Source organism: Hymenobacter lapidiphilus, from assembly GCF_013377885.1.
GTDB lineage: Bacteria > Bacteroidota > Bacteroidia > Cytophagales > Hymenobacteraceae > Hymenobacter > Hymenobacter lapidiphilus.
The window spans coordinates 1-11,723 of the sequence record NZ_JABKAU010000066.1; the positions used below are offsets into that span (position 1 = coordinate 1).

13 protein-coding genes are annotated in these 11,723 nt (G+C 61.1%); 11 read left to right on the forward strand and 2 right to left on the reverse strand.

Features of this window, described 5'->3' with window-relative positions:
- The 5 genes from HW554_RS20445 to HW554_RS19545 form a co-directional block, all read left to right on the forward strand.
- A partial coding sequence (locus tag HW554_RS20445) for a hypothetical protein (RefSeq protein WP_218134790.1) occupies positions 1–316 on the forward strand: 316 nt, incomplete at its 5' end.
- Between the two features lie 99 nt (positions 317–415).
- Entirely contained in the window at positions 416–2,401 is a 1,986-nt protein-coding gene (locus HW554_RS19530) for an AAA domain-containing protein (RefSeq protein WP_176910215.1), read from the forward strand.
- A gap of 87 nt (positions 2,402–2,488) precedes the next feature.
- On the forward strand, positions 2,489–3,004 hold the full coding sequence (locus tag HW554_RS19535; protein ID WP_176910216.1) for an FKBP-type peptidyl-prolyl cis-trans isomerase: 516 nt from the start codon (positions 2,489–2,491) through the stop codon (positions 3,002–3,004).
- A gap of 317 nt (positions 3,005–3,321) precedes the next feature.
- Positions 3,322–4,008, forward strand: a complete 687-nt coding sequence (locus HW554_RS19540; protein WP_176910217.1) for a haloacid dehalogenase type II — start codon at positions 3,322–3,324, stop codon at positions 4,006–4,008.
- 109 nt (positions 4,009–4,117) lie between these two features.
- Positions 4,118–4,723: a peroxiredoxin-like family protein gene (locus HW554_RS19545; protein WP_176910218.1), complete on the forward strand. Its 606-nt coding sequence runs from the start codon at positions 4,118–4,120 to the stop codon at positions 4,721–4,723.
- An 8-nt stretch (positions 4,724–4,731) separates the two neighbouring features.
- Here HW554_RS19545 and HW554_RS19550 read toward each other — a convergent pair whose 3' ends face one another.
- Entirely contained in the window at positions 4,732–6,177 is a 1,446-nt protein-coding gene (locus HW554_RS19550; protein ID WP_176910219.1) for a dihydrolipoyl dehydrogenase family protein, read from the reverse strand.
- A 356-nt stretch (positions 6,178–6,533) separates the two neighbouring features.
- On the reverse strand, positions 6,534–7,139 hold the full coding sequence (locus tag HW554_RS19555) for a TlpA family protein disulfide reductase (protein ID WP_246285504.1): 606 nt from the start codon (positions 7,137–7,139) through the stop codon (positions 6,534–6,536).
- Positions 7,140–7,476: 337 nt separating this feature from the next.
- Between HW554_RS19555 and HW554_RS19560 the strand changes: the two genes are divergently transcribed.
- From HW554_RS19560 to HW554_RS19585, 6 genes are all read left to right on the forward strand, one after another.
- Positions 7,477–7,794: an ArsR/SmtB family transcription factor gene (locus HW554_RS19560; RefSeq protein WP_246285506.1), complete on the forward strand. Its 318-nt coding sequence runs from the start codon at positions 7,477–7,479 to the stop codon at positions 7,792–7,794.
- A 91-nt stretch (positions 7,795–7,885) separates the two neighbouring features.
- On the forward strand, positions 7,886–8,698 hold the full coding sequence (locus HW554_RS19565; RefSeq protein WP_176910220.1) for a sulfite exporter TauE/SafE family protein: 813 nt from the start codon (positions 7,886–7,888) through the stop codon (positions 8,696–8,698).
- Between the two features lie 75 nt (positions 8,699–8,773).
- Positions 8,774–10,117 (forward strand): rhodanese-like domain-containing protein, encoded by a 1,344-nt coding sequence (locus tag HW554_RS19570; protein WP_176910221.1) that lies wholly within the window; start codon positions 8,774–8,776, stop codon positions 10,115–10,117.
- 164 nt (positions 10,118–10,281) lie between these two features.
- Positions 10,282–10,620: a rhodanese-like domain-containing protein gene (locus tag HW554_RS19575; RefSeq protein ID WP_176910222.1), complete on the forward strand. Its 339-nt coding sequence runs from the start codon at positions 10,282–10,284 to the stop codon at positions 10,618–10,620.
- 39 nt (positions 10,621–10,659) lie between these two features.
- Positions 10,660–11,220 (forward strand): YeeE/YedE family protein, encoded by a 561-nt coding sequence (locus HW554_RS19580; protein WP_176910223.1) that lies wholly within the window; start codon positions 10,660–10,662, stop codon positions 11,218–11,220.
- 2 nt (positions 11,221–11,222) lie between these two features.
- The gene (locus HW554_RS19585) at positions 11,223–11,633 is read left to right on the forward strand and encodes a DUF6691 family protein (RefSeq protein WP_176910224.1); all 411 of its coding nucleotides are present in this window, start codon (positions 11,223–11,225) and stop codon (positions 11,631–11,633) included.
- Positions 11,634–11,723: the final 90 nt, after the last annotated feature.

The window sequence follows — 11,723 nt, forward strand, 5'->3', positions numbered from 1 at the left end:
TACAGGCTATCAAAAGGAAAAACGGTTAATAGACTCTTTGTCTCAGTTAGAAATAACGACTTCCCACACACCCTATTTTTCAGCGCTAACGGCCCGGCTAACCACTAATCCTGGCCTTACGAAAGGCGGCACGGTCATCGTATTCTCGCGGCTGGATAATAACATGCTGTTGGCCGAAGTAAGTGATAACCAAGAGGGCGGACCGGGCTTGCGTAACGTATTTTCCACTTTTGACCAGTCGCTGCTCTACCTATTTGTATTTGGTGCCGATGGTAGAATTCAGCGGTGCTACTCTCAACTTATCAGCTATAACTGACCGGCTCGCACCTACGCCTTCCCGATTTCCTCCCGACCTTGCGGCCACCATTTGCCTGGTTTCGTTGTTAGGCTAACGAATCCCAAACTATAGAATCTGTTGGCGGAACAACCTACTTACACCGAACCCTACGCCCTCGAAAAAGAGCTGCGCAAGGTGCAGGCCCTTCTCAAGCTGGAGCAGCAGGAGGACTACGAGCAATTTAAAGTCAAGAGCGCCCAGGCCAGCATTGCCGAGCGCCAGCGCCGGGGCCTTACGTGGTACCCGGTCAAGATAATCCAGGAAGACATCGGCTTCGGCGGCAAGCTGGTGCTGGAGTTGGAGCGCCAGGGCGGCCAGGGCGGGCTGCACCTGTTTCAGGTGGGCAAAAACGCGGCGCTGTTTGCCAACATCCCCGGCCGCTCGGGCTCGGATAGGCCCACGCTCAGCGGCGTCGTTACCAGCGTCAAGCGCAACAAAATCCGCCTCAGCACCACCAAGGAAGACCTGCCCGACTGGACCGACGAGGGCAAGCTGGGCGTGGACCTGACCTTTGATGAGGTGAGCTACCGCGAGATGGACTACGCCCTGGGCAAGGTGCTGGGAGCCTACGGCTCGCGCCTGGCCGAGCTGCGCGACGTGCTGCTGGGGGCCCAGCCGGCCCGCTTCCGGCCCGAAGCCGAGGCCACGCTTTACTACCCCTCGCCCCTCAACGACTCGCAGCTGGCCGCCGTGCGCCACGTGCTGGCCGCCCAGGATGTCGCCATCATTCATGGCCCGCCCGGCACCGGCAAAACCACCACGCTGGTGCAGGCCATTATCGAAACCATCCGGCGCGAGCGGCGGGTGCTGGTGTGCGCCCCAAGCAATACGGCGGTGGATTTGCTGACCGAAAAGCTGGCCGAGCGCGGCGTGAACGTCATCCGGATGGGTAACCCCTCGCGGGTGTCCGACTTGCTGCTGCAGCACACGCTCGACGCGCAAATCATGAATCATAAGAGCTACGCCGAGCTGCGCAGCTTGCGCCAGACGGCTGAGCAGTACCGCGAAGCAGCCGGCAAGTTCAAGAAACACTTCGGGCACGAGGAGCGCGAGCAGCGCCGCCTGCTCAAGCAGCAAGCCCACGAGCTGCTCCAGGAATCGGACCAGCTGGAGCGCTACATTACCGAGGATTTGCTGGAGCAGGTGCAGGTGATTACCTGCACGCTGGTAGGTGCCGGCAACCGCGCCATCCGCCACCTCACCTACGAAACCGTGTTCATCGACGAGGCCGCCCAGGCCCTGGAGCCGGGCTCCTGGATTCCGATTGGCAAGGCGGGCCGGGTGGTACTGGCCGGCGACCACCAGCAGCTGCCGCCCACCGTGAAAAGCGAAAAAGCGGCCCGTGAAGGCCTGCGCGAAACGCTGTTCGAGAAGTGCATCAAGCGCCAGCCCGGGGTGGCCCGCATGCTGGAAACCCAGTACCGGATGCACGAGCTGATTATGGCCTTCAGCTCGGAGCAGTTCTACGACGGCCGCCTGAAAGCCGCCCCCAGCGTGGCCCACGCCGACCTGGCAGCCTACGACCCGCGCTTCGCCCCCGATCTGGCCGTGGAGTTTCTCGATACGGCTGGCTTCGGCTTCCAGGAACTCACCATCGAAGAAAGCCGCTCGACGGCCAACCCCGAAGAGGCCGACCTGCTGTTAAAGCGGCTGGCCCAACTACTGGAACCCTACGACCCGGCCGACCACGAAACCGACCTGCTCACCATTGGCGTAATTGCCCCCTACCGCGCCCAAATCAACTACCTGAAGGACGCCATTGAGGAAAACGACGAGCTGGTGGGCCTCATGGAGCACCGCATGCTGAGTGTGGGCACCGTCGATTCGTTCCAGGGCCAGGAGCGCGACATCATCGCCATCAGCCTCACCCGCAGCAACCCCCAGGGCGAAATCGGCTTCCTGAGCGACATCCGCCGCATGAACGTGGGCATGACCCGGGCCCGCAAAAAGCTGCTGCTCATCGGCGACTCATCTACCCTGAGCGCCCATCCCTTCTTCAAGGCCTTCATCGATTACACCGAAAGCATCGGGGCCTACCGAACGGCTTGGGAACTGGAAAGCTAAGGGCTGATTTGTCCTTGATTTCCCGACCCCTTCGCCAACATTTCCGTAACTAGCGGTAGTTCTTTTGCCTACCCATTCCACCTCGCCATGACGCAGATCAGTACCAACAAAGTCGTTACCATCACCTACGACCTGAGCGTAACCGACGAAAACCAGGAGAAAGTACTCGTAGAATCGGCCGATACCGACGCGCCCATGGTGTTTCTGTTTGGCCAGAGCGGCCTGCCCGAAGAATTTGAGCGCCAGCTTGCCGACAAAAACACCGGCGACCCGTTCAGCTTCAGCCTCACCCCCGAGCAGGCCTATGGGGAATATGACGAGCAGGCCGTAGTGGAAATCCCGCGCAGCGTATTCGAAATTGATGGCCAGACCGACGAGGAGATGCTGGTAGTGGGCAACTTTCTGCCCATGGCCGACAACCAGGGCCACCACATGCAGGGCAAAGTGGTCGAAATCAGCGACGACGCCGTGAAGATGGACTTCAACCACCCGCTGGCCGGCATGGTGATGCACTTCGACGGCAAAGTAGCCGAGGTACGTGAGGCCACCGCCGAGGAAATGGACCACGGCCACGTGCACGGCGAAGGCGGCCACCAACACTAGATCTGCTTATTCAATTGACACAAAAAAGGGCCTTTGCGGGTCCTTTTTTTGTGTGGCTATTTTTGCATTTGGCTGCTCAGCAAAGCCCGAATCTAGTCTCCTTGGGGTCCGAAGAAGACTTGCCCGCACCATACTGCCGAATGCACAACCACCGGCAGCCGGCTGAAAACTGACCTGGGTTTTTCACCCTCCCCCCCGGAGTAGCCCACCCAGAGCCTGAGGGCTGCGTAAGCAGGCGCATGGTTACCCGTCGCTTTGTTTTATCCTCGCTTGCCGTGGCTACTGCTGCCGCGGCCCTGCCCCTTTCCCTGTCTGCCATGAGTACTGCCGCCTCCAACCGCCCCAAGCTGCTGATTTTCGACGTCAACGAAACCCTGCTCGACCTGAGCAAGCTGCAGCAGGCCGTCAACCAGGAATTCAAGTCGGAAACGGCTTTTAAGCAGTGGTTTGCGCTGCTGCTCCAGTACTCGTTGGTGGATACCGTGACCGGCAACTACCATAGCTTCGGGCAGATTGGCGACGCGGCCCTCGACATGCTGGCGCAGGCGATGGGCCAGCCAGCCCGGCTCGCGCCCCGCAAGAAGGAAATCCTCACCCTCATCACCGAGCTGCCCCCGCATCCCGACATCATTCCCGGCCTCACGGCGCTGCAGAAAGCAGGCTTCCGCATGGTCACGCTCACCAACTCGCCCGATGCCACGGTGCAGAAGCAGATGGCTTACGCCGGCCTCAGCGGCTTCTTCGAGCAGCTGTTCAGCATCGATTCGCTTAAGCGCTACAAGCCCCACCCCGAAACGTACCACAGCAGCTGCCAGCAGCTGAAAGTAGCGCCAGCCCAGGCCATGCTGATAGCTGCCCACGGCTGGGATACGGCCGGCGCGCAGCTGGCGGGCTTGCAAGCCGCATTCATATCTCGCCCGGGCCAGCAGGTGTACCCTTTGGCTCCCGCTCCCACCCTCACCGGCCCAACCCTGCCCGATATTGCCCGCCAGCTTATCGGCTAGGCGGCCGGTCCGGTAAGTGGTAACACCGATCCTTCACCTTCTTTTTCAGATGCCAGCGGATGTCGGGCCCGAACAGGCTTCCTGCGGCCCGAATGTCTACCTTTCAGACATGACAAACTCCCAGCTAACTGTTTCGCTGCTTCTTTTCTTAGCGCTGCCACTGGCCAGCCGTGCGCAGCAAACGCCGGTCCGCACGGCCGCGCCGCTGGCTGTTGGCTCGGTAGCGCCGCCCTTCAAAGGCAAGGACGCCGCCGGCAAAACCATCGAGCTGAAGCAGCTACTGAAAAAGGGCCCGGTGGTGCTCTACTTCTACCGCGGCCAGTGGTGCCCCTACTGCAACAAGCAACTCAGCCAGCTCCAGGATTCGCTGCAGCTGCTCACCGCCAAAGGCGCGCAGGTAGTCGTCGTGACGCCCGAAATCCAGGAGAACATCGGCAAGACGGTGGAGAAGACCAAAGCGGCCTTCCCCATCGTGCAGGACCAGGGCTTTGTCATCATGAAAGCCTACAACACGGCCTTCACCGTCGACCCCGCCACCGCCCTCAAGTACAAGGGTTTCGGGGTTGATTTGCAGAAAGCTAACGCCTCCTCCGACGACGTGCTGCCCGTACCAGCCACCTACGTCATCGGCCGCGACGGCCGTATCAAGTTCACCTACTTCAACCCCGACTACAAGCAGCGCGTATCGGTGCGCCGCATAGCGGCTGCGTTATAGTGCTGGGCCTATTGCAGCTTAAACGCCACATCGAGGGCCGTTTGCAGCAGCGGCGACACGTCCTGGTGGTCCACAATCAGCTTCTGATTGATGCGGGCCGCCACCGGGTACGGGTACACTTTATCGAATAGTTCGCTGATGCCCAGGCCGCTGGTGTTGGCCAGAATCAGCTCCTGAATCAGCTCGCCCGCCCCGGGAGCCACCATGGCCCCGCCCAGAATGCGGCGCTTGCGGCCGGGCAGTGGCAGGGCATTCTTCTCAATGAAGAGCAGCAGGTGGCCGTCGCGGTAGCTGTCCACCACGGCCCGGTCGTCGTCGGCGAAGCTGGTTTCCCACCGCTCGTAAGCCGTGCCGCGCTTGTCGAGTTCGGCAGCGTCGAGGCCGAAGTGCGCCACCTCGGGGTCGGTGAACGTGACCCAGGAAAAGTGGTCGTAGCTCAATTTTTTCTTGAGGGGCGAGAAGAAGTTGAACAGCAGCATCCGCACGTGCAGCTCGGCCCCGTGGCTGAATTTGAGCGAGTTGGCCGCGTCGCCGGCCACGAAAATATCAGAATTGGTGGTTTGTAGGTGTTCATTCAGCTTGATATGGCCTTTGTCGTCCACCTCTACCCCGGCCATTTCCAGCTGCAGCCCCTCGAAACTCACGTGCCGCCCAATGGCCACGTACACCAAGTCGAAATCCACGGCAAATGAGTCACCCGACTTGGGCTTGATGCGGGCCTGGGAGGCCGAGGTAAAGGCCTCCACTTCGGCTTCCAGATGAATGGTGAGGCCCTCGGCCCGCAGCCGCTCGGCCAGCACAGCCCGGATGGCGGGGTCTTCGTTTTCGAGAATGGCTTCGCCCCGGTGCACCATGGTTACCTGCGCGCCCAGCCGCTGCATGGCCTGGCCCAGCTCCACGCCGTTGGGGCCGCCGCCCACCACCAGCAGGCGCTGGGGCAGCGTGCGCAGGTCCCACACGCGCTGGTTGTCGTAAAGCTCCACCTGGTCGGCGCCGGGCACATCCAGCTGCCGGGGCCGCGAGCCGGTGGCCACCACCAGCTTACGGCCGGTGTAGATTTGGCCGTTTGCCTCCACGGCGTGGTCGCCCACAAACCGGGGCCGGCCAATTTCAACGGTAATGCCCAACCCGCGCAGGTAGTCGGGGTTTTCGTGGTGCCGGATGATATCCTGCCGGCCCTGCACGTAGTCCATTACCTTGCCCATGTCGGCCGCACCGCTCACTTGCAGGCCAAACTGCGTGGCCTGCCGGGCGTTGTGCACCTGCCGCGAGGCATGAATCAGGGCCTTGCTGGGCACGCAGCCGTGGTTGAGGCAGTCGCCGCCCACGTCTTCGGCCGTGAGGTCGATGAGCAACACGCGCTGCTTGATGCGGGCCATAAACAGGCTCAGGCCCAGCCCGGCCGAACCGGCACCCAGTACAATCAGGTCAAAATCAGCGGCGTTTTCGTTCATAGTTGGTTTGTGAGTCGGGATAAGAAGCCGAGCGTTGGGGCACTTCCAGCAGCTTTTTATAGGTGCGGCTGCAGGCGCCCGCGTGCTTGGGCACCCAGTGGCGCACGAGGCTGCGGCCCCTCAACAAGCCGCAGCAGCTTGGTCAGGCTACGTTGGTTTCAGGTAAAACCTTTGGGAAAGCTATACGGCCGGCGAGCCGCTGAAGGTTTTTCGCTGAAGCAGGTGGGTGGGCCGGTTAGGTTCCAGCGGCGCCATCTACGCAAACGGGGCCGGAGCGCAGCTGGCAGACGATGCTGACACAGAAAGCGCCAGCCGTTACGGCTGACGCCCTCAATGGGAACCGGAGCAAGGCGTACCTAGCGTACCAGCTGCGCCAGGGCGGCCTCAAACTCGGGCGTGTCGTAATCGGCCATGCCCTCGTGGCGGGCGGCTACCTCGCCGTTGGGGCCCAGGATTACCGTGGAGGGGATGGAGTTGGAATCGAAGGGCGGCACCAGCGGACCGGCCGGGAAATACACCGGAAACGTGTAGCCCTGACGCTTGAGCATGGCACGCGCCTTGGCCGGATTCTCATCCAGCGAAATCAGCACAAAGGCCACCTTTTTGGGGTCCATTTTCTTGTAAAGCGCCTGAATGCCCGGCATCTCGGCCACGCAGGGCGGGCACCAGCTGGCCCACATGTTCACGAATACGGCTTTGCCCTTCAGATCACTCAGACTAACCGATTGGCCGTCGAGCGTTGTCAGGGGCAGTTGGTGGGGGTAGGCGGTGGCCCCGCTTGCAGGCATAACCGGCGTAGCGGCGGCGGGAACTGCCCTAACAGTGGGGGCGTCGGCGTTCCACAGGCCCGTAGCCAGCAGGCCGCGCTGCAGAGCGCTCAATACCGGTATGCGCAAAGGTGTGAACAGGACGAGGGCAAAAATGGCCAGTGGCAGCCATTGCAACAGATTTTTACGATTCATATTCAGCAGGTTCAAGCAACGAATAGATGAGGAAATATGCATAAGCTACCGCCGGGATCTACTGGTGCGACTTGCCCGGGACGGACGGCAGCAGAAGTAGAAAGGTTAGGACTCAAGCGGTAGCGCAATCCGAAGGACAGCTAAGCTCCGGCTTCGCGCAAGTCCTGTCAGAAAAAAGCCGGGCACCGGACGTAACCCCGTTGAGGCTCAGGGCCATAAAAAACCCGGCTGCCGGCCCCGCCAAATGGGGCAGCTAACCCGGTACACGGCTGGCCGGGAACGAAAGGGAGGTGGAATTTTGTATAGATGAACAAATGAACATATCTTTACCTATCCTATGAATCCGACAACCACTTCTACTGAGCTAAACATGTCCGTTGAGAAGATGGAAAAGGTGGCCTTTATCCTCAAAACCACGGCCCACCCTACCCGCATTGCCATTGTGCAGCTGCTGGCCCAGCAGGAAAGCCTGTCGGTGACGGAAATCAGCGAGAAGCTGCACGTTGAGCAGAGCCTGCTCTCCCACCACCTGACGGGCATGAAGCTCAAGGGCATTCTGAGCAGCACCCGCGAGGGCAAAAGCATCTTCTACTCGCTGAAAATGCGCGAGGTGGTCGATGTAATTCAGTGTCTGGCCAGCTGCACTTTCCTGTAGGAAAGCGCAGTTTTTTTTCGACCTTATACATGAACACCCCTTCATAATTACATACGTTCACGCGTACTCCTGCACACCTCCACTCTTAGTCATGTTGCACCTTCTCGGCTACTTTGCCGCCATTTTTATCGGTCTTTCACTGGGCATTATGGGCGGGGGCGGCTCCATTCTTACGGTGCCGGTGCTGGTGTATCTGATGGGCGTGAGCCCGGTGCTGAGCACGGCCTACTCGCTGTTTGTGGTGGGCGCTACCTCGGTGGTGGGGGCGGCCGGCTACTTCCGCAAGGGTCTCGTATCGGTGCCTACGGCCCTGGTGTTTCTGGCTACTTCGCTGGTAGCCGTATTCGCGACGCGCAAGCTGCTAATGCCCGCTATTCCGGCCGAGCTATTTACGGTAGGCAGTGTGGTTTTCACCAAAGACTTACTGGTGCTCGTGGCCTTTGCCGTGCTGATGGTGGTGGCTGCCACGTCCATGATCCGCAGCCGGCAGGCCGAGGAAATCCTCCACGACGACGAGCAGCACAAGCACCGCATCAACTACCCGCTTATTCTGACCGTGGGAGCCATAGTAGGCCTGCTGACCGGGTTTGTGGGGGCCGGCGGGGGCTTTCTGATCATTCCGGCCCTGGTGCTGTTTGCCCGGCTGCCCATGAAACTGGCCGTGGGCACCTCGCTGCTCATCATTGCCACCAACTCGCTGATTGGGTTTACCGGCGACCTGAGCGCGGGCACGCCCATCGACTGGTCGTTTCTAGGTGGTTTTCTGGCCTTTGCCCTGGCGGGCATCGTGCTGGGCACCTACCTGGCCCGCTTTATTTCGGGCACCCGGCTCAAGCCGGCCTTCGGCTGGTTTACCCTCTTCATGGGCACCTTTATCCTGCTCCGCGAGCTGGTATTTCGGTAACCCATCTGCCGGAACCTGCGTCGAAGTATGCTGCCGGAACACCCGTTTTTCTCTACTCCTTTTCCGTTTTCACCTATGCAAATCGAACAGTTCGAAGACAAAGGTCTGGCCCATTTCTCCTATGCTATCCTGAGCGAGTGCGCCCGCGAAATTGTGCTGGTGGACCCCGCCCGCGACCCGCAGCCCTACTACGATTTTGCCAGCCAGCACGAGGCCAAAATTGTGTGCGTGCTCGAAACCCATCCGCACGCCGACTTTGTGAGCTCGCACCTGGAAATTGCGCAGAAAACCGGGGCCGTTATCCGCGTAAGCAAGCTGCTGGGGGCCGAGTACGACCATGAGGCCTTCGACGAGGGCCAGGCGTTTATGGTGGGCAAGCTCACGTTCCGGGCCCTGAACACGCCGGGCCACTCGCCCGACTCGGTGAGTACCGTGCTCAGCTGCGAAGGCCAGGACGTAGCCGTATTCACGGGCGACACGCTGCTCATCGGCGACGTGGGCCGCCCCGACCTACGTGAGAAAGCCGGCCACCAGACGGCCAAGCGCGAGGAGCTGGCCCGGCAGATGTACCACAGCACCCGCGAAAAGCTCATGCAGCTGGCCGACGACGTGCTGGTGTATCCGGCCCACGGCGCGGGCAGCCTGTGCAGCAAGGCCGGCAGTGGCGCCAGCAGCAGCACTATTGGCCTCGAAAAGGCCGAAAACTACGCCCTGCAGCCGCAGTCGGAGGAGGAGTTTGTAAAGGAGCTGCTGGCCGACCAGCCCTTTATCCCCAAGTATTTTGGCTACGATGTGGACCTGAACAAGGCCGGTGCCCCGGCCTTCGCCCCAAGCATGGCGCAGGTGCCGCGCCTGGCCGCCGGCACCGCCCCAAAACCCGGCGTACTGGTAGTAGACACGCGTCCCGAAGCCGAGTTCAAGCAGGGCCATCTGGCCGGCGCGCTCAATATTCAGCAGGGCGGCAAGTTCGAAACCTGGCTCGGCTCCATCATCGGCCCCGAGGAGCAGTTTTACCTGCTGGCCGCCGATGAGGCGACGCTGGAGGACTTGATTCGTAAAACGGCCAAAATCGGCTATGAGGCCCTGGTGGCGGGCGGCCTGGTTGGCTCGCCCTCGGCAACGGCCACCCTGCCCCAGCTGGATGTGGAGCAGTTCCGCCAGCATCCGAAGCACTACACCGTTGTCGATATCCGCAACGCTTCGGAAGCGAAAGCCGAGCCGCTGTTTGCCGGCGCCCTCAACATTCCGCTACCCGAGCTGCGGGAGCGGGCCGCCGAAATTCCGGCCGGCAAGCCCGTGGTGGTGCATTGCGCCGGCGGCTACCGCTCGGCCGCAGGCAGCAGCATTGTGGCCCCGGCCCTGCCCGGCACCACCGTGTTCGACTTAGGCGAAGCCGTGAAGTCGTTTCAATCCGCCTAATAATATACCATTGGCTTTTGGCGGCCCGCTGGCCGCTTTCGCCCTCATTAAGCGGTACTTGTTTCGGGGGCACCGGGCATTTTTTTGCGCCCAATGCCCCTGAAAGCTAGCTACCAGCGGGCCTCTCGGCCCGGTTTTCTTCTCCTTCTCTTTTCAAATTTCTCATGTTTGATTTCCTAAAACCTGCCGCCCCTGCTTACCAGAACCTGACGCCCGCCGAGTTTTCGGCGGCCCTGCGCCAACTTGGTACGGTGCTGCTGGATGTGCGCCGCCCCGACGAGTTTGCCGGCGGCCACCTGCCCGGCGCCGTGAACATCGACGTTACCGCGCCCGATTTCGGTTCGCGCGTAGCCGCCCTCGACAACACCCACCCCACGCTGGTGTACTGCCGCAGCGGAGCCCGCTCGGCCACGGCCGCCAGCCAGCTCAGCAAGGCCGGCTTCGGGCATGTGGCCAACCTGCTGGGGGGCGTTCTGGACTGGCCCGAAAAGCTGGTGCGCTAGTCTCGTTTTCTGCTGATTTTTCTTCTGACTTCTTTTTTCATGCTTGAATTACTTCGCCAGCCCTGGCCCTGGTACGTGGCCGGACCCCTTATCGGCCTCACAGTGCCGGCGCTGCTGCTCATCGGCAACAAAGCTCTGGGTATCAGCTCCTCGCTGCGCCATGTGTGCGCGGCCTGCGTGCCGGCTGGCATTCCGTTTCTTACTTACGACTGGCGCAAGGAAATCTGGAACCTGTTTTTCGTGCTCGGCATTGGCATCGGCGGCTTTATCGGCTACCAGCTGATGGGCCACCCCGACACCATTGCCATTTCGGCCGAAACCGTGCGCGACCTGAAGACGCAGATGGGGCTGACCGACTTTTCGGGCCTGCTACCCAAGGAGTTGTTTGCCCTGGAAAACCTGGCCAACTGGAAGGGCTGGGTATTTATGGTGCTGGGCGGCTTTCTGGTGGGTTTTGGCACGCGCTACGCCGGTGGCTGCACCTCGGGCCACGCTATTTTGGGCCTTTCCAACCTGCAGTGGGTGTCGCTGGTGGCCGTCATCGGCTTCTTTGCGGGCGGCCTGCTCCTAACCTGGGTGATTTACCCCTTGCTTTTTTAACGATGAAAAACATCAAATACCTGGTGCTGGGCGTACTGTTTGGCATTATCCTCACTAAAAGCGAAGTCATCAGCTGGTTCCGGATTCAGGAAATGTTCCGCTTCCAGGCCTTCCACATGTACGGCGTTATCGGCTCGGCCATTGTGGTGGGCCTGATTTCCATTCAGCTCATCAAGCGCAACCACCTCAAAACCATCAACGGCGAAGAAATAAAGCTGGCCGACAAGCAATACAACCACGGCACCTGGATCGGGGGCGCCATTTTCGGGCTGGGCTGGGCCCTTACCGGCGCCTGCCCCGGCCCCCTGTTTGCCCAGCTGGGCAGCGGTGTGGCCGCCGCCGCCGTCATGATTCTGGCCGCCCTGGCCGGCACCTGGACCTACAGCGCCCTGCGCGAAAAGCTGCCGCTGTAGGCAGCGGGCGTTGGTACCTGCCAAGGGCAGATGCCACCGACAGGCCCCGATCTTCTGCTACTGATCCTCCCTGCCCTTCCTGCGCTATGT